The sequence below is a fragment of the Pseudomonas entomophila genome (assembly GCF_029478665.1).
GTDB lineage: Bacteria > Pseudomonadota > Gammaproteobacteria > Pseudomonadales > Pseudomonadaceae > Aquipseudomonas > Aquipseudomonas entomophila_F.
Genome location: NZ_JARPQB010000030.1, coordinates 1 through 20,126, shown reverse-complemented (window position 1 = coordinate 20,126; position 20,126 = coordinate 1). Strand labels below are relative to the sequence as shown.

Annotated in this window: 18 protein-coding genes; 10 read left to right on the top strand and 8 right to left on the bottom strand. The window is 63.5% G+C overall.

The features are described 5' to 3' along the window. Positions 1–146: 146 nt before the first annotated feature. Positions 147–2,444: a YgiQ family radical SAM protein gene (locus P5705_RS16420; RefSeq protein ID WP_277461917.1), complete on the top strand. Its 2,298-nt coding sequence runs from the start codon at positions 147–149 to the stop codon at positions 2,442–2,444. Between the two features lie 129 nt (positions 2,445–2,573). Here P5705_RS16420 and P5705_RS16415 read toward each other — a convergent pair whose 3' ends face one another. Continuing rightward, a complete protein-coding gene (locus P5705_RS16415; protein WP_277461916.1) occupies positions 2,574–3,161 on the bottom strand; it encodes a TIGR00730 family Rossman fold protein in 588 nt (195 codons plus the stop codon). A gap of 349 nt (positions 3,162–3,510) precedes the next feature. Here P5705_RS16415 and azu point away from each other — a divergent pair, with 349 nt between their 5' ends. Beyond that, positions 3,511–3,960 (top strand): azurin, encoded by a 450-nt coding sequence (gene azu, locus P5705_RS16410; protein WP_277461915.1) that lies wholly within the window; start codon positions 3,511–3,513, stop codon positions 3,958–3,960. Positions 3,961–4,089: 129 nt separating this feature from the next. Here the strand turns inward: azu and nadE are convergent, their stop codons facing one another. Both nadE and pncB read right to left on the bottom strand, forming a co-directional pair. Further along, the gene (gene nadE, locus P5705_RS16405; protein WP_277461914.1) at positions 4,090–4,917 is read right to left on the bottom strand and encodes an ammonia-dependent NAD(+) synthetase; all 828 of its coding nucleotides are present in this window, start codon (positions 4,915–4,917) and stop codon (positions 4,090–4,092) included. Between the two features lie 3 nt (positions 4,918–4,920). After that, positions 4,921–6,126 (bottom strand): nicotinate phosphoribosyltransferase, encoded by a 1,206-nt coding sequence (gene pncB / locus P5705_RS16400; RefSeq protein ID WP_277461913.1) that lies wholly within the window; start codon positions 6,124–6,126, stop codon positions 4,921–4,923. A gap of 470 nt (positions 6,127–6,596) precedes the next feature. Here pncB and P5705_RS16395 point away from each other — a divergent pair, with 470 nt between their 5' ends. The 6 genes from P5705_RS16395 to P5705_RS16370 all read left to right on the top strand — a co-directional run bounded on the left by P5705_RS16395 (position 6,597) and on the right by P5705_RS16370 (position 13,093). Continuing rightward, positions 6,597–7,733, top strand: a complete 1,137-nt coding sequence (locus P5705_RS16395) for a branched-chain amino acid ABC transporter substrate-binding protein (RefSeq protein ID WP_277461912.1) — start codon at positions 6,597–6,599, stop codon at positions 7,731–7,733. Positions 7,734–7,890: 157 nt separating this feature from the next. Continuing rightward, entirely contained in the window at positions 7,891–8,805 is a 915-nt protein-coding gene (locus tag P5705_RS16390; RefSeq protein WP_044488501.1) for an ABC transporter permease subunit, read from the top strand. A 2-nt stretch (positions 8,806–8,807) separates the two neighbouring features. Beyond that, on the top strand, positions 8,808–10,109 hold the full coding sequence (gene livM / locus P5705_RS16385) for a high-affinity branched-chain amino acid ABC transporter permease LivM (RefSeq protein WP_277461911.1): 1,302 nt from the start codon (positions 8,808–8,810) through the stop codon (positions 10,107–10,109). Beyond that, complete coding sequence (locus tag P5705_RS16380; protein ID WP_248917637.1) at positions 10,106–10,981, top strand: ABC transporter ATP-binding protein; 876 nt, start codon at positions 10,106–10,108, stop codon at positions 10,979–10,981. Before livM ends, P5705_RS16380 begins: the two co-directional genes overlap by 4 nt. Then, positions 10,978–11,694 (top strand): ABC transporter ATP-binding protein, encoded by a 717-nt coding sequence (locus P5705_RS16375; RefSeq protein WP_277461910.1) that lies wholly within the window; start codon positions 10,978–10,980, stop codon positions 11,692–11,694. The genes P5705_RS16380 and P5705_RS16375 overlap by 4 nt, the downstream gene beginning before the upstream one ends. Positions 11,695–12,325: 631 nt before the next feature. Beyond that, positions 12,326–13,093, top strand: coding sequence for an SDR family oxidoreductase (locus tag P5705_RS16370; protein WP_277461909.1), 768 nt, complete (start codon positions 12,326–12,328; stop codon positions 13,091–13,093). 117 nt (positions 13,094–13,210) lie between these two features. On the opposite strand, the gene P5705_RS16365 is transcribed toward P5705_RS16370, so the two are convergent. From P5705_RS16365 to P5705_RS16355, 3 genes are all read right to left on the bottom strand, one after another. Further along, entirely contained in the window at positions 13,211–14,299 is a 1,089-nt protein-coding gene (locus P5705_RS16365) for an AGE family epimerase/isomerase (RefSeq protein WP_277461908.1), read from the bottom strand. 135 nt (positions 14,300–14,434) lie between these two features. Further along, on the bottom strand, positions 14,435–15,067 hold the full coding sequence (locus P5705_RS16360) for a TetR family transcriptional regulator (RefSeq protein ID WP_277461907.1): 633 nt from the start codon (positions 15,065–15,067) through the stop codon (positions 14,435–14,437). A gap of 122 nt (positions 15,068–15,189) precedes the next feature. After that, positions 15,190–15,690, bottom strand: a complete 501-nt coding sequence (locus P5705_RS16355; RefSeq protein ID WP_277461906.1) for a phage infection protein — start codon at positions 15,688–15,690, stop codon at positions 15,190–15,192. Between the two features lie 340 nt (positions 15,691–16,030). Here P5705_RS16355 and P5705_RS16350 point away from each other — a divergent pair, with 340 nt between their 5' ends. Then, on the top strand, positions 16,031–18,028 hold the full coding sequence (locus tag P5705_RS16350) for an AsmA family protein (protein ID WP_277461904.1): 1,998 nt from the start codon (positions 16,031–16,033) through the stop codon (positions 18,026–18,028). Between the two features lie 111 nt (positions 18,029–18,139). Here P5705_RS16350 and P5705_RS16345 read toward each other — a convergent pair whose 3' ends face one another. Next, positions 18,140–18,667, bottom strand: a complete 528-nt coding sequence (locus P5705_RS16345; RefSeq protein WP_277461903.1) for a ferritin-like domain-containing protein — start codon at positions 18,665–18,667, stop codon at positions 18,140–18,142. Between the two features lie 27 nt (positions 18,668–18,694). Then, positions 18,695–19,036, bottom strand: coding sequence for an osmotically-inducible lipoprotein OsmE (osmE, locus tag P5705_RS16340; protein ID WP_277461902.1), 342 nt, complete (start codon positions 19,034–19,036; stop codon positions 18,695–18,697). A gap of 127 nt (positions 19,037–19,163) precedes the next feature. Here osmE and P5705_RS16335 point away from each other — a divergent pair, with 127 nt between their 5' ends. Then, entirely contained in the window at positions 19,164–20,054 is an 891-nt protein-coding gene (locus P5705_RS16335) for a lipase family alpha/beta hydrolase (RefSeq protein WP_277461901.1), read from the top strand. Positions 20,055–20,126: the final 72 nt, after the last annotated feature.

The following is a 20,126-nucleotide window of genomic DNA, read 5'->3' as shown; positions in this document are numbered from 1 at the left end:
CGCGGCACAAGGCCGCTCCTACAGAGACTGCGCCCGTCGCGTTATTCGTCCGCTCCATGAATCCGACCACCACCGTCGGATTTGGTCAAAATTTGTGCTATATTCCGCGCCCGCGATTTTCCTGCACATTAGAACCGGTCACTGACATGCAAGCAGCCAAACCACTCTACGACTATCCCAAGTACTGGGCCGAATGCTTCGGACCGGCACCGTTCCTGCCCATGAGCAGGGAGGAGATGGATCAGCTCGGCTGGGACTCCTGCGACATCATCATCGTGACCGGCGACGCCTACGTCGACCATGCCTCGTTCGGCATGGCGATCATCGGCCGTTTGCTGGAAGCCCAGGGCTTCCGCGTGGGCATCATCGCCCAGCCGAACTGGCAGTCGAAAGACGACTTCATGAAGCTCGGCGAGCCGAACCTGTTCTTCGGTGTCGCGGCCGGCAACATGGACTCGATGATCAACCGCTACACCGCGGACAAGAAGATCCGTTCCGACGACGCCTACACCCCCGGCGGCTTGGCCGGCAAGCGCCCTGACCGTGCCAGCCTGGTGTACAGCCAGCGTTGCAAGGAAGCCTACAAGCACGTGCCGATCGTGCTCGGCGGCATCGAGGCCTCGCTGCGCCGTATCGCCCACTATGACTACTGGCAGGACAAGGTCCGCCACTCGATCCTGGTCGACGCCAGCGCCGACATCCTGCTGTACGGCAACGCCGAGCGGGCGATCGTCGAGGTTGCCCAGCGCCTGTCCCAGGGCGAAAGCATCGAGCACATCACCGACGTGCGTGGTACCGCGTTCATTCGCCGCGACACGCCGCAGGGCTGGTTCGAGATCGACTCCACCCGCATCGACCGTCCGGGCCGGGTCGACAAGATCATCAACCCGTACGTGAACACGCAAGACACCCAAGCCTGTGCCATCGAGCAGGCCAAGGGCGACCAGGAAGACCCGAACGAAGCCAAGGTCGTGCAGATTCTCGACAGCCCGAGCGTCACCCGCGAGAAGTCGGTGATTCGCCTGCCATCGTTCGAGAAAGTCCGCAACGACCCGGTGCTCTACGCCCACGCCAACCGCGTGCTGCACCTTGAGACCAACCCGGGCAACGCCCGCGCCCTGGTGCAGAAGCATGGTGAAGTGGATGTGTGGTTCAACCCGCCACCCATCCCCATGACCACCGAAGAGATGGACTACGTGTTCGGCATGCCCTACGCGCGCGTCCCGCACCCGGTCTATGGCAAGGAGCGCATCCCGGCCTACGAGATGATCCGCTTCTCGGTGAACATCATGCGTGGCTGCTTCGGTGGCTGCACCTTCTGCTCGATCACCGAGCACGAAGGCCGGATCATCCAGAACCGCTCCCACGACTCGATCATCCGCGAGATCGAGGAGATGCGCGACAAGGTGCCGGGCTTCACCGGCGTGGTCTCCGACCTGGGCGGCCCGACCGCCAACATGTACCGCATCGCCTGCAAGAGCCATGACATCGAGAAGCACTGCCGCAAGCCGTCGTGCGTGTTCCCTGGCATCTGCGAGAACCTCAACACAGACCACAGCTCGCTGATCGAGCTGTACCGCAAGGCCCGTGCATTGCCAGGGGTGAAGAAGATCCTGATCGCCTCGGGCCTGCGCTACGACCTGGCGGTGGAATCGCCGGAGTACGTGCGTGAGCTGGTCACCCACCACGTCGGTGGCTACCTGAAGATCGCGCCGGAGCATACCGAGCGTGGCCCGCTGGACAAGATGATGAAGCCGGGTATCGGCACCTACGACCGCTTCAAGCGCATGTTCGAGAAGTTCTCGAAGGAAGCGGGCAAGGAGCAGTACCTGATCCCGTACTTCATCGCCGCCCACCCGGGCACCACCGACGAAGACATGATGAACCTCGCCCTGTGGCTCAAGGGCAACGGTTTCCGTGCCGACCAGGTGCAGGCGTTCTACCCCTCGCCGATGGCCTCGGCCACCGCGATGTACCACTCGGGCAAGAACCCGCTGCGCAAGGTCACCTACAAGAGCGAAGGGGTGGAGATCGTCAAGAGCGAGGAGCAGCGCCGGTTGCACAAGGCGTTCCTGCGCTACCACGACCCGAAGGGCTGGCCGATGCTGCGTGAGGCGCTGCAGCGCATGGGCCGCGCCGACCTGATCGGGCCGGGCAAGCACCAGTTGATCCCGCTGCACCAGCCGCAGACCGACAGCTACCAGAGCGCGCGCCGCAAGAACTCGACCCCGGCCGGCAGCCACAAGGTGGGCAAGGACCAGAAGATCCTCACTCAGCACACTGGCCTGCCACCACGCGCCAGCGATGGCAGCAAACCGTGGGACAAGCGCGAGAAGGCCAAGGCCGAGGCGTTCGCCCGCAACCAGCAGGCGGCCAAGGAGCGCAAGGAAGCAGCCAAGGGTGGCAAGGGCAAGAAGCCGCGCCAGCCTGTCATCCCGCGTTGATTGATCGTTCTTGGGGCTGCTATGCAGCCCTTTCGCGGCACAAGGCCGCTCCTACAGGCGAATGCGATCTTCTGTAGGAGCGGCCTTGTGCCGCGAAAGGACCGCAAAGCGGTCCCGGGATTTCAGCTTTCAATCAGGCTGCTTGTCGACCCACTTCGGCAACACCGGCGACTCGAACCGATCCATCCCGTCCAGCAGCGCCTCCGGCTGCTGCCCGAGCAACAGCATCGCCCGATGCTGCGGCCGCACGAAACCTTCCTCGACGATATGGTCGAGGAACCCGCCCAGCTTTTCATAGAAGCCGTTTACATCGAGCAGCCCCAGCGGCTTGGCGTGATAGCCCAGTTGGCCCCAGGTCCACACTTCGAACAGCTCTTCAAGCGTGCCCAGGCCGCCCGGCAGGGCGATAAAGGCATCGCTGAGTTCGGCCATGCGCGCCTTGCGCGCATGCATGCCATCCACCACTTCCAGGCGGGTCAGGCCCTTGTGGCCGATCTCGGCGTTCATCAGGCTTTCGGGAATGATGCCGATGACCTCGCCACCGGCCGCCAGGGCGGCGTCGGCGACAGTGCCCATCAGCCCCACCGCGCCACCGCCGTATACCAGCGTCAGGCCACGGTGGGCGATGGCCTGGCCCAGGGCAACGGCAGCTTCGCGGTAGGCGGGGTTGGCGCCGATACTGGCGCCACAGAAGACACAAACGGAACGTACAGGCATTGCTTATCTCCCTTTACATGCGCGCACAGGGTAAGGCGCATGCCTGTCGCTTCCAAGGGGTGATTACTCGGGGCGGGCGAACTCGCAGACGGCCGCGCCACTGGCACCGCTGGCATAGGCAGCCAGCAGGCTGCGCATCAGGCTGTTCAAGGTCATGGCAATTACTCCTAAATGAGAGGTTGTCCCATCGTCCAGTAAGAGGGCATGATGTGCACTTTGATTGGTTGTATACAATCCATTGAACAAATCTACTGCCTGGCCACTTGACACCCCTTGACCCATATCAGGGACGGGCGTTCCGGTTTCAGGCAGACTCGCAATTGATAAACCCCTGCCAAGGAGATTCATGATGTTTGCGAAAGCTGTAGCGGTATCCCTGCTGACCCTCGCCAGCGCCTCTGTCTTCGCAGCCGAGTGTTCGGTGACTGTCGACTCGACCGACCAGATGTCGTTCAGCACCAAGGAAATCACGGTCGACAAGAGCTGCAAGGAATTCACCGTCAAACTGACCCACTCCGGCAACCTGCCGAAGAACGTCATGGGCCACAACCTGGTAATCAGCAAGACCGCCGACATGCAGGCCATCGCCACCGACGGCATGTCCCAGGGCCTGGAAAAGGATTACATCAAGGCCGACAATGCCGCGATCATCGCCCACACCAAGATGATCGGCGCGCCTGAGAAAGAAACCGAAGTGAAGTTCGATGCGACCAAGCTGGAAGCCGGTGGCGACTACAGCTTCTTCTGCACCTTCCCAGGCCACATCTCGATGATGAAGGGCAAGGTCGTCGTCAAGTAATGACGATTTGAAACCGGGGGAGGGCGTTGCCCTCCTTTCGCGGCACAAGGCCGCTCCTACAGGGGATTGCATATCTTCTGTAGGAGCGGCCTTGTGCCGCGAAAGGGCTGCGTAGCAGCCCCATTGGCCTCAAGGCGCGAAAGGCAACTCGCGCTTGTGCTGGGTCTTGCGGTAGGTGGCGACGATGATGTCGAACGCCTCCTGGCTCACCGCCTGGCCATGCAGGAAGGCGTCGATCTGCTGGTAGGTCACGCCGTGGGAGGCTTCGTCCGGCTTGCCCGGCTCGAGGTCTTCGAGGTCTGCGGTCGGCACCTTCTCAACCAGCGCCTCCGGCGCGCCGAAGCTGCGCGCGATCGCCCGCACCTGGTTCTTCACCAGCCCGCTCAGCGGCGCCAGGTCGCAAGCCCCGTCACCGAATTTGGTGAAGAAGCCCATCACCGCCTCTGCGGCGTGGTCGGTGCCGATCACCAGACCCGCGCGGGCGCCGGCGACGGTGTACTGGGCGACCATGCGGGTGCGCGCCTTGATGTTGCCGACGACGAAGTCGACCAGGGTCGGCGAGCCGTTTTTCAGTTCCTGCACTTCTGCCGCCAAGGCCTTCACGGCTGGCGCGATATCGATGGTGTGAACTTCATCCGCCTTGATCACCTCAAGACACGCCTGGGCGTCGTGCTCGTCGTGCTGTACATGGTACGGCAGGCGCACGGCGATGAAGGTGTAGGCCTTGTCGCCGGTTTCGCCGCGCAGCTCGTTGATGGCGCGCTGGGCGAGCAGGGCGGCAGTCAGCGAATCGACACCGCCGCTGATGCCCAGCACCAGGGTCTTGAGCCGGGCGTTGTGCAGGCAGCCCTTGATGAAGGCCACGCGCCGGGCGACTTCCTGCTCGAGCGCGGCGGCGCTTTCGAACGGCGGCTGCACCTTGAGCGCCTGGGCAATCTCTTGCTGAACGGCTTGCATGGGTTACTCCTTGCTGGGGGCTTTGAATACGTGACGCAGGTAGGTGACGAAGTTCTCGTCGCGGCACTGGGTCTTGGCGGCTTCGTCGGAGATCTTCGCCACCGGTGAGCCGTTGCAGTCGGTCATTTTAAGCACGATGTTCATGGGCGCCACACCAGGGATGTCGCAGGTCAGGTTGGTACCGATACCGAAACTGACGTTGATGCGCCCGCGCAGGGCACGGAAGATTTCCAGCGAGCGGGTGAGGTTGAGGCCATCGGAGAACACCAGGGTCTTGGTCATCGGGTCGATGCCCAGCTTCTGGTAGTGGGCGATGGCCTTCTCGGCCCAGGCTACTGGCTCGCCCGAGTCGTGGCGCAAACCATCGAAGAGCTTGGCGAAGTACAGGTCGAAGTCCTTCAGGAACGCATCCATGGTGATGCAGTCGGTCAGGGCGATACCCAGCAGGCCACGGTATTCACGCACCCAGCAGTCGAGCGCGGCGATCTGGCTGTCGATCAGCCGCGGGCCGAGCTGCTGATGGGCCATGATCCATTCGTGGGCCATGGTGCCCAAAGGCTTGATATCCAGTTTCCATGCCAGGTCGACGTTGCTGGTACCCACGAAACGGGCCGGGAAGTCATCGCGCAGCACGCGCACCACTTCCTCCTGGACACGGCTGGAGAAGCGCCGCCGGGTGCCGAAGTCGGCCACCTGCAGGTGTGCCAGCTCGTCGTCGCTGGCATGGGCGCTCAGCCAGTCGAACTTGCGATGCAGCTGGTCGCGCGCTTCAGAAAGGCGCATGCGCGGGTGCAGGTGGCGGTTGCGCACTTCGCTGATGATCGCCAGCAACGGCACTTCGAACAGGATCACGTGCAGCCAGGGGCCACGGATGCGCAGGAACAACTGGTCATGCTCGATGCCGACGCGCACGTAACGCAGGTTGAAGCGGAACAGGCGCAGGAAGCGCAGGAAATCGGGCTTGAGGAAGCTGATGCGTTCGAGGAAGGCCAGTTGCTCGTCTTCCAGGGTCAGTTCGCTGAGCAGCTCGAGCTGGTTGCGGATCTCGCCCAGGTAGGGGCGCAGGTCTTCGCCGTTGCGGCAGCGGAATTCCCATTCGACGTCGGCGTCCGGGTAGTTGTGCAGCACCGCCTGCATCATCGTCAGCTTGTAGAAGTCGGTGTCGAGCAGGTTGTGCACGATGCGCTCGGCGAATGCGCTCTCGCTCATCAGGGGGGGGCTCCAGGGCGTCGAATGGTGGCTATTGTGCCAGCCTTTGCGGAGTTGATGTGCCTGGTTCGCCGGCAAGCCGGCTCCTACAGGTTTTGCTGCCGGCGAACCCGCCAAAACAGGTGTTTTTCCGTGCACCGGCTAGCCTTTAAACGGTGCCCCCTGTAGCAGTCCCGCACCAGTGGTGTGCACTTCGGTGACGTCTGCTGTTACAGGTCGGTTGCACGTTAACACTCGCAAGGGTTGCAATGATGGCGCTCGCAGGTTGCTCCTTGTCTAGGCGTGTCGGTGGCGCTTGCTCCGACGTAGACGGTTGCACGCTCAATAAAGAAAAGGCCGTCGGTCGCCTGTCACTACGCCCTGTCGTGTGTTTTCCCGGAAGACAAATCCACTGGCACGGCCCTTGCTCGGAGCACAGGGCTGAGAAGTTGTAGTGCCAACCAAAAAAAATACTCTAGGAGCACCACCTCATGTCGCAGACGTTTTACAAGAAAGGTTTCCTGGCACTGGCCGTGGCCACGGCACTGGGTGTTTCTTCGTATGTTCAGGCTGACGTCAAGTTTGGCGTCGCAGGCCCCATGACCGGGGCCAACGCAGCGTTTGGCGAGCAGTACATGAAAGGTGCCCAGGCGGCGGCCGACAAGATCAACGCCGCCGGTGGGGTGAACGGCGAGAAGATCGTTCTGGTCAAGGGTGATGACGCCTGCGAACCGAAGCAGGCCGTGGCCGTGGCCAACCGCCTGGTCGACCAGGACAAGGTCATCGGCGTGGTCGGTCACTTCTGCTCCTCCAACACTATTCCCGCCTCCGAGGTGTACGACGAAGCCGGCGTGATCGCCATCACCCCGGGTTCCACCAACCCGCAGGTCACCGAGCGCGGTCTGGGCGCGATGTTCCGCATGTGCGGCCGCGACGACCAGCAGGGCATCGTCGCCGGCGACTACATCGTCGACGTGCTCAAGGGCAAGAAAGTGGCGGTGCTGCACGACAAGGACACCTACGGCCAGGGCTTGGCCGATGCGACCAAGGCACAGCTGACCAAGCGTGGCGTCACCCCGGTGCTGTACGAGGGCCTGACCCGTGGCGAGAAGGACTTCAGCGCCGTGGTCACCAAGATCCGTGCCGCCGGCGCCGATGTCGTCTACTTCGGCGGCCTGCACCCGGAAGCCGGCCCGCTGGTGCGCCAGCTGCGCGAGCAGGGCCTGAAGGACGTCAAGTTCATGTCCGATGACGGCATCGTCACCGACGAGTTGGTGGCCACGGCAGGCGGTGCCCAGTACGTCGACGGCGTGTACATGACCTTCGGCGCCGACCCGCGCCTGCTGCCCGACAGCAAGGCGGTGGTGGAAGAGTTCCGCAAGGCCGGCACCGAACCTGAAGGCTACACCCTGTACGCCTATGCCTCGGTCCAGGCCCTGGCCGCCGCGTTCAACGGCGCCAAGTCGAACAAGGGCGAGGATGCCGCCAAGTGGCTCAAGGCCAACCCGGTCAAGACCGTCATGGGCGAGAAGAAGTGGGACAGCAAGGGTGACCTGACGGTATCGGACTATGTGGTCTACCAGTGGGACAAGGACGGCAAGTACCACCAGCTGGAAAAACAAAAATAACAATGGCATCCGGCCCGGGCGCCAGAACGCTCGGGCCGCTGCCCCGCGGTACCCGTCTTTATCCGTAGATCTGCACAGTTCTGCGCTGCGAGGGCCGCTTCATCCGTGGCCTGCCGTGGTCGGCGCTCGTGCAATCTCAATCAGGTGAGATTGCGTTATGGATGGTATTTTCCTGCAGCAACTGGTCAACGGCCTGACCCTCGGGTCGGTCTATGGCCTGATCGCCATCGGCTACACAATGGTCTATGGCATCATCGGCATGATCAACTTCGCGCACGGCGAGGTGTACATGATCTCCGCGTACCTCGCGGCGATCAGCCTGGCATTGCTGGCCTACTTCGGCGTCGAGTCCTTCCCCCTGCTGATGCTGGGCACGCTGTTGTTCACCGTCGTCGTCACCGGCGTCTATGGCTTCACCATCGAGCGCATCGCCTACAAGCCCCTGCGCAACTCCACCCGCCTGGCACCGCTGATCAGCGCCATCGGCATCTCGCTGATCCTGCAGAACTACGCGCAGATCAGCCAGGGCGCGCGCCAGCAAGGCGTGCCGACCCTGCTCGAAGGGGCCTGGCGCGTCGAGGTGGGCAGTGGTTTCGTGCAACTCACCTACACCAAGATCTTCATCCTGGTGGCCGCGTTCGTCGGCATGGGCCTGCTCACCTATGTGATCAAGTACACCAAGCTCGGCCGCATGTGCCGGGCCACGCAACAGGACCGCAAGATGGCCTCGATCCTGGGGATCAACACCGACCGGGTGATCTCCTACGTGTTCGTCATCGGCGCGGTGATGGCGGCGCTGGCCGGCGTGCTGATCACCATGAACTACGGCACCTTCGACTTCTACGCCGGCTTCATCATCGGTATCAAGGCGTTCACCGCCGCGGTGCTCGGGGGTATTGGCTCGCTACCTGGCGCGATGCTCGGCGGGATCATCCTGGGCATCTCCGAATCGCTGTTCTCCGGTTTGATCAACTCTGACTACAAGGATGTGTTCAGCTTCTCGCTGCTGGTGATGATCCTCATCTTCCGTCCGCAAGGCCTGCTGGGTCGCCCGCTCGTGGCTAAGGTGTGAACATGTCTTCTGCCAAAACTGCCTCTGCTTCCGAAACCAAGGGTTTCGACCTCAAACGCAGCCTGCTGGAGACTATCGTCGCCGGCCTGCTGGCCCTTATCGTGTTTGGCCCGGTCGTCGGCGTGGTGCTCGACGGCTACAGCTTCAACGCCGAGCCCACCCGCGTCGCCTGGCTGGTCGGCGGGGTGATGGTCGGGCGCTTCCTGCTCAGCCTGTTCCTGCAGACTGGCACCGGCCTGCGCATGTTGCAGGGCTTCGACAGCGGTGGCTCGGGCGTGCATGTGCTGGCGCCGAACTACAAGTCGCGGCTGCGCTACATCATCCCGGCGCTGATCGTGATCGCCATCGTGTTCCCGGTGTTTGCCAACAAGTACCTGCTGACCGTGGTCATCCTCGGGCTGATCTACGTGTTGCTGGGCCTTGGCTTGAACATCGTGGTCGGTTTGGCTGGCCTGCTCGACCTGGGCTACGTGGCCTTCTACGCCATCGGCGCCTACGGCCTGGCCCTGGGCTACCAGTATCTTGGCCTGGGCTTCTGGAGCGTGCTGCCGCTGGCGGCGATCGCCGCGGCGCTGGCAGGGTGCATCCTCGGCTTCCCGGTGTTGCGAATGCACGGTGACTACCTGGCCATCGTCACCCTCGGTTTCGGCGAGATCATTCGCCTGGTGCTGAACAACTGGCTGTCGTTCACCGGTGGCCCGAACGGCATGCCGGTGCCATCGCCGACGTTCATGGGCCTGGAGTTCGGGCGCCGGGCGAAGGACGGCGGTGTGCCGATCCACGAGTTCTTCGGCTTCGAGTACAACGCCAACCTCAAGTTCGTGTTCATCTATGCCGTGCTGTTCCTGGTGGTGCTGGCGGTGCTGTACATCAAGCACCGGCTGACCCGCATGCCAGTGGGCCGCGCCTGGGAAGCACTGCGTGAAGACGAGATCGCCTGCCGCTCCATGGGCCTGAACCATGTGCTGGTTAAGCTTTCGGCGTTCACCCTCGGTGCATCCACTGCTGGCCTGGCGGGCGTGTTCTTCGCCTCCTACCAAGGCTTCGTCAACCCTTCGTCGTTCACCTTCTTCGAGTCGGCGCTGATCCTGGCCATCGTCGTGCTCGGCGGCATGGGCTCGACCGTGGGTGTGGTGATCGCAGCCTTCGTGCTGACCGTGGCGCCGGAGCTGCTGCGCAGCTTCTCCGAATACCGGGTGCTGCTGTTCGGCGTGCTGATGGTGCTGATGATGATCTGGCGACCGCGAGGGCTGATCCGCATCAGCCGTACCGGTGTCGTCCCACGTAAAGGAGTGGCGCCATGAGCGACGATATCATTCTGTCGGTCGACAACCTGATGATGCAGTTCGGTGGGATCAAGGCGCTCAGCGATGTCAGCCTGAAAGTGAAGCGCAACCAGATCTTCGCCCTGATCGGGCCAAACGGTGCGGGCAAGACCACCGTGTTCAACTGCCTGACCGGCTTCTACAAGGCCAGCGGCGGGCGCATCGAGCTGAATGTGCGCGGCAGCAGCACCAACGTCATCCAACTGCTGGGCGAGCGCTTCCAGCCAACGGACTTCGTCTCGCCGGCGCGCTTTGCCAACCGCATGTACTACAAGATGTTCGGCGGCACTCACCTGGTCAACCGCGCCGGGCTGGCGCGGACGTTCCAGAACATTCGCCTGTTCAGGGAAATGTCCGTGGTGGAGAACCTGCTGGTGGCCCAGCACATGTGGGTCAACCGCAACCTGCTGGCCGGGGTGCTCAACACCAAGGCCTATCGCCAGGCCGAGAGCGATGCGCTGGACCATGCCTTCTACTGGCTGGAGGTGGTCGACCTGGTCGACTGTGCCAACCGCCTGGCCGGCGAGCTTTCGTATGGCCAGCAACGCCGCCTGGAGATCGCCCGGGCCATGTGCACGCGGCCGAAGATCATCTGCCTGGACGAGCCGGCCGCCGGTCTCAACCCGCAGGAAACCGAGGCCCTGAGCCGCATGATCCGTGTGCTGCGCGACGAACATGACATCACCGTGGTGCTGATCGAGCACGACATGGGCATGGTCATGAGCATTTCCGACCATATCGTCGTGCTCGACCACGGCAACGTGATCGCCGAAGGCGCGCCGCAGGACATCCGCCACAACCCGACGGTTATCGCCGCCTACCTGGGTGCCGACGAAGAGGAGCTGGTATGAGTGCGCCCATTCTCGAACTGAAGGAACTGGACGTGTTCTACGGGCCGATCCAGGCCTTGAAGAAAGTCTCGATGCACATCAACGAAGGCGAGACGGTGAGCCTGATCGGCGCCAACGGCGCGGGCAAGTCCACGCTGCTGATGTCGATCTTCGGCCAGCCGCGGGCGGCGTCGGGGCATATCGTCTATCGCGGTACCGACATCACCCGCAAGTCGTCGCACTACATCGCTTCCAATGGCATCGCCCAGTCGCCGGAAGGGCGCCGGGTATTCCCCGACATGACCGTCGAGGAGAACCTGATGATGGGCACCATCCCCATCGGCGACCAGCATGCGGCCGAGGACATGCAGCGCATGTACGAGCTGTTCCCGCGGCTGAAGGAGCGGCGCAACCAGCGTGCCATGACCATGTCCGGGGGCGAGCAGCAGATGCTCGCCATTGCCCGGGCGCTGATGAGCCGGCCCAAGTTGCTATTGCTCGACGAGCCATCGCTGGGGTTGGCGCCGATCGTGGTCAAGCAGATCTTCGCCACGCTGCGCGAGCTGGCGCAGACGGGGATGACCATCTTCCTGGTGGAGCAGAACGCCAACCATGCGCTGAAGCTGTCGGACCGGGCGTACGTGATGGTCAACGGGCAGATTCGCATGACCGGGACGGGGCAGGAGTTGTTGGTGAACGAGGAGGTGCGTAACGCCTATCTGGGCGGGCACTGATCGAGCGGCTGTTCGCCGGCAAGCCGGCTCCTACGAAATCAGGTAGGAGCCGGCCTGCTGGCGAACACAGGCGACGCATGTGGACAACTTGTCGCATATCTTTCTTGAAACACTCCACGACCCCACCGCAAACCCTTGTTTCCACAAGCTGAAAACGTTCCACCGATTGTGTGGAACCGCCTGTGGAAAACATGGTGGCACCTTGCTCAAGCCCTTTGTTTTCGTAGCCTGCAAAGGGTTGTCTGTTTTTTGATCAAACTACGGTTGTGCATGATTTCACTGCACTTTTCTGCTCACTCAATGCACAAGGCAAGCGGCATGCATTTCTGTGGATAACTCTGTGAAAAAACGTTGGACAGACTGCTGCAAGCGGCATGATTGAAAGCGTTGCGCCATCATTGGGAGATGTCCACAGGACCTTTTCCATCCATTTGGTTCCCTTCGTCCGACGAGTTGCCCCCAATCCGTGGGGAAAGCCTTGTGGATAAGATGCGCATAGTCTGGCGCGAGCCATCTATTACGGGGCTTTCCCGGTGTTGTTTATTTTTTGAGCAGCTGCTGAAACGGTTGTCGACAACGCTTGCGCCGGGCATGCTGCAAAACCTGCCGACCACACCCCAAGGAGAAGAGCATGACGTCCACCGTATTCATCACTGGCGCGACTTCCGGTTTCGGTGAGGCGACCGCCCGCCGTTTCGCCGATGCCGGCTGGAAGCTGGTGCTGACCGGCCGTCGCCAGGAGCGCCTGGACGCGCTGTGCGCCGAGCTGTCGGCCAAGACCGAAGTTCATGGTTTGGTGGTCGATGTGCGTGATCGCCAGGCGATGGAGGCGGCCATCGCCAGCCTGCCGCCGAGCTTCGACAAGCTTCAGGGCCTGGTCAACAACGCCGGCCTGGCGCTGGGGGTGGATGCCGCGCAGAACTGCAGCCTGGACGACTGGGAAACCATGGTCGACACCAACATCAAGGGCCTGATGTACACCACCCGCCTGCTGCTGCCACGGTTGATCGCCCACGGGCGCGGCGCGTCGATTCTCAACGTCGGTTCCGTGGCGGGTAACTACCCGTACCCGGGTGCCAACGTGTATGGCGGCACCAAGGCCTTCGTCGGGCAGTTCTCGCTGAGCCTGCGCTGCGACCTGCGCGGTACCGGCGTGCGAGTGAGCAATATCGAGCCGGGGCTGTGCGAGAGCGAATTCTCGCTGGTGCGCTTCGGTGGTGACCAGGCGAAGTATGACGCCACCTATGCAGGCGCCGAGCCGATCCAGCCGCAGGACATCGCCGAGACGATTTTCTGGATCCTCAACCAGCCGGCACACATCAACATCAACAGCCTCGAGCTGATGCCGGTGAGCCAGGACTGGGCGGGGTTCTCGATCGACCGATCGGCCAAGGGCTGAAGCTTGTGATGGGGCCCGCTTTGCGGGCCATTCGCCGGCAACGCCGGCTCCTACAGGTATGGCGCCGATCTTGAACGTGACGCGGTCCCTGTAGGAGCGGGTTTACCCGCGAAAGCGTCAGTTCAGGCGCTGCAAGCCTTCCAGGCAGGTCGCCAGGTGATAGGGCGTGGTCGAAGGCATGTCGTGACGGCTCACCGCCCCCGCACCATCGCGGCACTCATGCCAGCCACCGTCATGCAGGAATCGCGACGCCAGCGCCTGCAACTGCGCCAGCAACCTCGCCTCGCTGCCTGGCCGCAAGGCCAGCGCCCGCAGGTACTCGGCCTGGGCCCAGATCCGTTGGGTCGCATCGATGACCTTGCCGTCGACATCGAGCATCGCCAGCACCGCCGTATCTTTCACACCGCACTGCTCGGCATAGGCGAAGGCGCGGGTGATGGAGGCGTGCAGCGCTGTCCCGCGCAGCAGCGGCGAGGTCTCCAGCAAGTAGAACCATTCAAACTGATGGCCTGGCTCGAACCAGTTATCCACAGCCCCGCGTGGTTTCTCCAACATCAAGCCGTGGGTCGGTTCGATGAACTGCGCCTGCAACCCCTCGCACAGGTCCAGCAATGCCTCGCGAACGTGCTCGTCTTCACGCACGGCTAGCACCTGGAGGAAGGCTTCGGCCAGGTGCATTTGCGGGTTCTGCAGCGGGCCGCTGCCCAGGTCCGACCAGTCCTCGCCCAGGCTGGCTTCGTACAGGCCATCATCGCGGGCGAACTGCTCGGCAACGATTTCCAGCGCCGCGTTCAGGGCCGACTCCACCAGGCCTTCGCGCACCTTGCCCCAGTAATGGGCGCAGGCGAAGACGATGAAGGCGTGGGTGTAGAGGTCCTTGCGCCGATCCAGCGGCTTGCCTTCGGCGTCGATGCTGTAGAACCAGCCGCCGTGCTCGGCGTCGTGGAAGTGCCGTTGCAGCGAGCGGAACAGCGCCGCTGCGCGCTCGGCCGCGCCGGGCTGCTCGATGCGGCTGCTGAAGAGGTAGAGCTGGCGGGCACAGGCCATGGCCCGGTAGCGCTGCACGGGCAGTGGCTGGTGCTGGGCGTCGAGGGCTTCGTAGGGCAGCGCCATGTCGGCGTTCCAGCCAGGGCCCTGCCACAGCGGAACGATGCGTTCGGCGAAGTGCTGGTGGACACGGGTCAGTGCGGGGCGGGGGTCGGACATGGTGGCGCTCGTGACGGTCGGGCAGGGCGCCATGGTAGCAGAAGTGCGGATGTGGGTTGGTTGTCGTGGCCTGTTCGCCGGCAAGCCGGCTCCTACAGGGGAGGGTGTAGCAGGCGGCTTGCCGGCGAACAGGGATCAGCCAGGATTACCCAATCCCTGCCAATGCCGTGCGCCGACAAAAATGAAGCGCAACTGCTGGGTGATCTTTTCCTGCGGCGACAAGGCCTGTGGATAACCCGGGTCGGGGCTGTCGATCAGCTCGGGCAGGGTGGCGAACACGGTCTTGACCACCAGGTCGGCCATCACCGCCAGCGCCGCGCCGTCCAGGTGCTGCCAGCGCGGCATGCGCGCAAGGTCGGTGGCCAAGTCGCTGCTGATGTCCTGGCGCAGGCGGGCGATGGCCTGGCGCACTGGCTGCGAGCCACCGTACTGCTCGCGGGCCAGGAACAGGAACTGCGCGCGATGGGCGATCACCACGTCGAGGAAGATTCGCACCGAAGCGTCGGTGATGCCACCGAGCTCGAACTCGTTGTGCCGCACCAGGCGAATGGTCTGGCGGAAAGTGGTGTCCACCTCGGCGACCAGGGCCAGGCCCAGGGCGTCCATGTCGGGGAAGTGGCGATAGAAGCCGGTGGGCACGATGCCAGCGGCCTTGGCCACCTCGCGCAGGCTGATGCTGCCGAAGCCACGGCCGCTCTCCATGAGCAGGCAGGCGGCATCCAGCAGGGCCTGGCGGGTTTGTAGCTTCTGTTCGGCGCGCGGCAGCATGGGGCAGGATTCTTTGACGGTACGGCTGGGCATTCTGGATAAAAAAACAAAGCCCGGTCAATGGACCGGGCTTGGAGGGGAGCAGGCGCAGTAGGGCGGGTTGTTGTTCTCGGCCATGGCGATCAGCTCACACGGCTGAGTTCGACCAGACGATCCGAGCCACCTTCGGCTACACGGTTGTTACGTTCGATCAGACGATCCGAGCCACCTTCGGCTACACGGTTGTTACGTTCGATCAGACGGTCCGAGCCACCTTCGGCTACACGGTTGTTGCGTTCGATCAGACGGTCCGAACCACCTTCGGCTACACGGTTGTTGCGTTCGATCAGACGGTCCGAGCCACCTTCGGCCACACGGTTGTTGCGTTCGATCAGACGGTCCGAGCCACCTTCGGCAACACGGTTGTTACGTTCGATCAGACGGTCAGAACCCCCTTCGGCCAAGCGTCCGGCACGTTCTTGCAGGCGTTCGGCGCCGCCTTCGGCCAGGGTGTTCAGCGGTTGGGCGACGGTCGCGGCACTGGAACGCGATTCGGCGCTCAGGTGCTGGTCTTCGGCCGGCAGGGCGAAGGCGTTGGCGGCAAGGACGGACAGGGTCAGGCTCAGCAGCAGATGGCGTTTCATGATCTCGGTGCTCCTCTGGGGGGCTGGGAAAGTGGGTACGGAGGCAATGCTACGCCCGGTAACGCCAGAGAGAAGTTCATCGGGATAATGGTGACAATCGACGGGATTGATACTGAGTCGCAACGCCTCTACGGCGGCGCTTGTGGAGGTGCGCTCAACCTGTGTGCGTGCCTTCGGCCCGGTAACACCGTGGCCGTTCGTCGACCCAAAGCTGAGAAAGGCGTCAGGAAAACTTCGTTATCATGGCCGTCCGGATTAAACCCGACGGGTTTTCATCAGTCCGACATACTGAGTGCCATCGCGACACCCGCTTCGAGCCATGCAGTCAGGAGAGCCCCGCATGACGCGCCCCGCCAGAATCCTCCTTTGGACCTTCGCCACCCTGGCCACCTTGCTGGCGATCCTGGTGGTGGTGATCGCCACCTTCGACTGGAACCGGGTCAAGCCGTTGCTCAACGAAAAGGTTTCCGAAGCCCTGCATCGCCCCTTCGCCATCAATGGCAACCTCGCCGTGAACTGGCGCACCGAGCCTGAAGAGGGTGGCTGGCGGGCCTTCGTGCCCTGGCCGCACTTTACCGCCGAAGACCTCACGCTCGGCAACCCCGACTGGCTCAAGGAGCCACGGATGGTCGGGCTGGAGCGCGTGGAGTTCCGCCTGTCGCCACTGCCGCTGATCGTCCAGCGCATCAGCATCCCGCGTATCGACCTGGTCAAGCCCAGCGCCAGCCTTGCGCGCCTGGCCGATGGCCGCGCCAACTGGGTCTTCGACTTCGGGCCCAAGGACGAGAACACCCCTCCCTCGAAATGGGAGCTGGATATCGGCGCCATCGGCTTTGACCAGGGCAATGTCAGCTTCGATGACCAGACCCTGAAGACCAGCATGAAGGTGCAGGTCGACCCGCTCGGCAAGCCGATCCCGTTCAGCGATATCGTCGGCAAGGAGCGCGCCGAGAAGGCCGGCAAGGCCCAGGATTATGCGTTTGGCTTCAAGGCCCAGGGCCGCTACAAAGGCCAGGCGGTGGCCGCCACCGGCAAGATCGGCGGGTTGCTGGCGCTGCAGGACGCCAGCCAGCCCTTCCCTTTGCAGGCCGACGCACGCATCGGCGATACCCGCGTGGTCCTGGCAGGTACCCTGACCGATCCACGCAACCTGGGCGCCCTGGACCTGCGCCTGGCGCTCTCCGGCAGCAGCCTGGGCAACCTCTACCCGCTGACCGGCGTGACCCTGCCGGACACGCCGGCGTACTCCACCGATGGCCACCTGACTGCCAACCTGCACGACCCAGCAGGCGCGCAGTTCCGCTACGAGGGCTTCAACGGCAAGATCGGCGACAGCGACATCCATGGTGACCTGGCTTTCGTCGCCAGCCAGCCGCGGCCGAAGCTGTCGGGCAAGCTGGTCTCGAACCAGCTGCTGTTCAAAGACCTGGCGCCGTTGATCGGCGCCGACTCCAACAGCGCGCAGAAGGCGCGCGGTGGCGCCAGCAAGCAGCCGACAGGCAAGGTGTTGCCGGTGGAGGAATTCCGCACCGAGCGCTGGCGGGCGATGGATGCCGACGTCAGTTTTGCCGGCAAGCGCATCGTCCACAGCGAGAAGTTGCCATTCAACGACCTCTCCGCCCACGTGATCCTCGATGATGGCCTGCTGCGCCTGGAGCCGCTGCGCTTTGGCGTGGCCGGTGGCAGCCTTGATTCCAACATCCGCCTGGACGGCCGTGGCGCACCGTTGCAGGGCCGTGCCCGGTTGACCGCGCGCGGCTTCAAGCTCAAGCAGCTGTTCCCCGGCTTCGCACCCATGCAGACCAGCTTCGGCGAGCTCAACGGCGACGCCGACATCAGCGGCCGCGGCAACTCGGTGGCGGCCTTGCTGGGCACCGCCAACGGTGACCTGCGCCTGTTGATGAACGATGGCGCCATCAGCCGTGGCCTGATGGAGATCGCCGGGCTCAACGTGGGTAACTACGTGGTCGGCAAGCTGTTCGGCGATGAGGACGTGAAGATCAATTGCGCCGCGGCCGACGTCGGGATCAAGAATGGCCTGGCTACCACGCGCTTGTTCGTCTTCGACACCGAGAACGCGATCATCTACATCAACGGCACGGCCAACTTCGCCAGTGAGCAGCTGGACTTGAAGATCACCCCTGAATCCAAGGGCCTGCGGTTGTTCTCGCTACGCTCGCCACTGTATGTGCGTGGGCCGTTTGCCAAGCCCAGCGCCGGCGTGCAGGCGGTGCCGCTGGCATTGATTGCGCCGAGCAGTGGCGATGCGCCGAACCAGTGCACGCCGTTGTTGCAGCAGATGAAGACCGGCAAGGCGCCGGCGGCGGTGAAGCAATGATTGTAGGAGCGGCTTCAGCCGCGAAGCAGGCGACACGGTGATTGGCACCGGCTACGCCGGTGTTCGCGGCTAAAGCCGCTCCTACAGGGATCGTAAGGGGCGTGCCGGCATTCACAACCCTTTCAGCAAATCGGACATATCGTCCGGATGCTCCTCTTCCTGGGCCAGGATGTCTTCGAAGATGCGCCGGGTGGTCGGGTCCTTGTCGCCGATGTACTGGATGATCTCCCGGTAGCTGTCGATGGCGATACGTTCGGCCACCAGGTCCTCCAGCACCATCTCCTTCAGCGAATCACCCGCCACGTACTGGGCGTGGGAATGCTTGCTCAGGTTGTCCGGGTTGAAGTCCGGCTCGCCGCCCAGTTGCACGATGCGTTCGGCCAGCCGGTCGGCGTGTTCGCTTTCCTGGTTGGCATGCTCGAGGAATTCCTCGGCGGCGACGCTGGCCTTGATGCCGCTGGCCATGAAGTAGTGGCGCTTGTAGCGCAGGGTGCAGACCAGCTCGGTGGCCAGTGACTCGTTGAGCAGGCGCAGGATCTTCTCGCGGTCGGCGTGGTAACCCTCGGTCACCGCCCCTTGCTCGACATGCTTGCGGGCGCGGTCGCGCAGGGTCTTCACATCGGTCAGTTCAACGCTCATGTTGATCTCCGTAGGCATCGGGTGGGGTCAGGCGCCGTGCACGGCGTCGCTGTCTTGCTGGCGTTGCTTGCAGGTCTTGAAGCCCTTGGCGTCGACATGGCCGGTGGCGTCGAAGCGCACGTAGTAGGGCTGCTGGTGGCCATCGCGGTTGAGGATGTAGTCGTTGCAGGTGCCGCCGTGGGGCAGGTCGATGACGTTCGACGGGCTGCCGCCGATGGCGATGACCTTCTGCATGGTCATGCCGTGCTCGACCTGCTTGACCAGCGGCTCGTCGCGGTAGGTGACGTAGTCCACCGGGTTCTCCGGGCGGCTGCCGCAGGCGGCGAGGGTCGCGCTTGCCAGAAGGATGGCCAGGGTTCGCTTGTGCATGGTGCCGCTCCTTGCTCAGGGTCTGTTCTGCTTGGAACCGCACGGCGCGCCAGGAGTTCGATTGCGCTTGTCTTCGATCACGCTGTAGGGTGGTGGGCCGGTCTGTTCACGGATGAGGGCAAGGGTGATGAGTCAGGAACTGGCCACGCGTTATCCACTGGTGCTGGTGCCGGGTATGCTCGGTTTCGTGCGGGCGCTGCTGTATCCCTACTGGTTCGGCATCGTTCCGGCATTGCGCCGGGGCGGTGCGCAGGTGTTCCCGGTGCAGGTGTCGCCGCTGCATTCCAGCGAAGTGCGGGGCGAGCAGTTGCTGGGCATCATCGAGGAAATCTGCCAGCGCACGGGGGCCGAGAAGGTCAACCTGATCGGGCATAGCCAGGGGGCGCTGAGCGCGCGCTATGCGGCCGCGAAGCGGCCCGACCGGGTGGCTTCGGTAACCTCGGTGGCCGGCCCCAATCATGGCTCGGAGCTGGCCGACCACCTCGAACGCACGGCGCCGGGCGACTCACCCCAGGGGCGCATCCTCAAGGCGCTGCTGCATGGCATGGCCGTGCTGCTGGGCTGGCTGGAGACCGGTTGGCGCCGCGAGCCGCTGCCGATCGACGTGCATGCGTCGCACCAGTCGCTGACCCGCGCCGGGGTGGCGCTGTTCAACCAGGCTTATCCACAGGGGCTGCCGGAGGTCTGGGGTGGCGAGGGGCCGCCCGAAGTGAATGGGGTGCGCTACTACTCCTGGTCCGGCACCTTGCGGCCAGGGCGCAGCGACCAGGGCCTGAACCGCTTCGACGGCAGCAACTACTTCTGCCGCCTGTTCGCCCGCAGCTTTGTCAGGGAGAAGGGGCAGTGCGATGGCATGGTCGGGCGCTTCAGTTCGCACCTGGGCCAGGTGATCGGTGACGACTATCCGCTCGATCACCTGGACATCGTCAACCAGTCACTGGGCGCGGTGGGCAAGGGCGCCGAGCCGGTGCGGCTATTTACCGAGCATGCCGCTCGGCTGAAGGCTGCGGGGCTATGAAGAATCTGGGGCTGCTTTGCAGCCCTTTCGCGGCACAAGGCCGCTTGTGTCTTGATGGGGGATTAGAATCTG

Bases quoted from the DNA above. Each gene is read 5' to 3' on its own strand.
- livM (WP_277461911.1), top strand. From the start codon at position 8,808: ATGTCTTCTGCCAAAACTGCCTCTGCTTCCGAAACCAAGGGTTTCGAC.
- P5705_RS16395 (WP_277461912.1), top strand. From the start codon at position 6,597: ATGTCGCAGACGTTTTACAAGAAAGGTTTCCTGGCACTGGCCGTGGCC.
- P5705_RS16355 (WP_277461906.1), bottom strand. From the start codon at position 15,690: ATGAAACGCCATCTGCTGCTGAGCCTGACCCTGTCCGTCCTTGCCGCC.
- nadE (WP_277461914.1), bottom strand. From the start codon at position 4,917: ATGCAAGCCGTTCAGCAAGAGATTGCCCAGGCGCTCAAGGTGCAGCCG.
- P5705_RS16380 (WP_248917637.1), top strand. From the start codon at position 10,106: ATGAGCGACGATATCATTCTGTCGGTCGACAACCTGATGATGCAGTTC.
- pncB (WP_277461913.1), bottom strand. From the start codon at position 6,126: ATGAGCGAGAGCGCATTCGCCGAGCGCATCGTGCACAACCTGCTCGAC.
- P5705_RS16390 (WP_044488501.1), top strand. From the start codon at position 7,891: ATGGATGGTATTTTCCTGCAGCAACTGGTCAACGGCCTGACCCTCGGG.
- P5705_RS16370 (WP_277461909.1), top strand. From the start codon at position 12,326: ATGACGTCCACCGTATTCATCACTGGCGCGACTTCCGGTTTCGGTGAG.
- P5705_RS16335 (WP_277461901.1), top strand. From the start codon at position 19,164: ATGAGTCAGGAACTGGCCACGCGTTATCCACTGGTGCTGGTGCCGGGT.
- azu (WP_277461915.1), top strand. From the start codon at position 3,511: ATGTTTGCGAAAGCTGTAGCGGTATCCCTGCTGACCCTCGCCAGCGCC.
- P5705_RS16375 (WP_277461910.1), top strand. From the start codon at position 10,978: ATGAGTGCGCCCATTCTCGAACTGAAGGAACTGGACGTGTTCTACGGG.
- osmE (WP_277461902.1), bottom strand. From the start codon at position 19,036: ATGCACAAGCGAACCCTGGCCATCCTTCTGGCAAGCGCGACCCTCGCC.
- P5705_RS16365 (WP_277461908.1), bottom strand. From the start codon at position 14,299: ATGTCCGACCCCCGCCCCGCACTGACCCGTGTCCACCAGCACTTCGCC.
- P5705_RS16360 (WP_277461907.1), bottom strand. From the start codon at position 15,067: ATGCTGCCGCGCGCCGAACAGAAGCTACAAACCCGCCAGGCCCTGCTG.
- P5705_RS16420 (WP_277461917.1), top strand. From the start codon at position 147: ATGCAAGCAGCCAAACCACTCTACGACTATCCCAAGTACTGGGCCGAA.
- P5705_RS16350 (WP_277461904.1), top strand. From the start codon at position 16,031: ATGACGCGCCCCGCCAGAATCCTCCTTTGGACCTTCGCCACCCTGGCC.
- P5705_RS16415 (WP_277461916.1), bottom strand. From the start codon at position 3,161: ATGCCTGTACGTTCCGTTTGTGTCTTCTGTGGCGCCAGTATCGGCGCC.
- P5705_RS16345 (WP_277461903.1), bottom strand. From the start codon at position 18,667: ATGAGCGTTGAACTGACCGATGTGAAGACCCTGCGCGACCGCGCCCGC.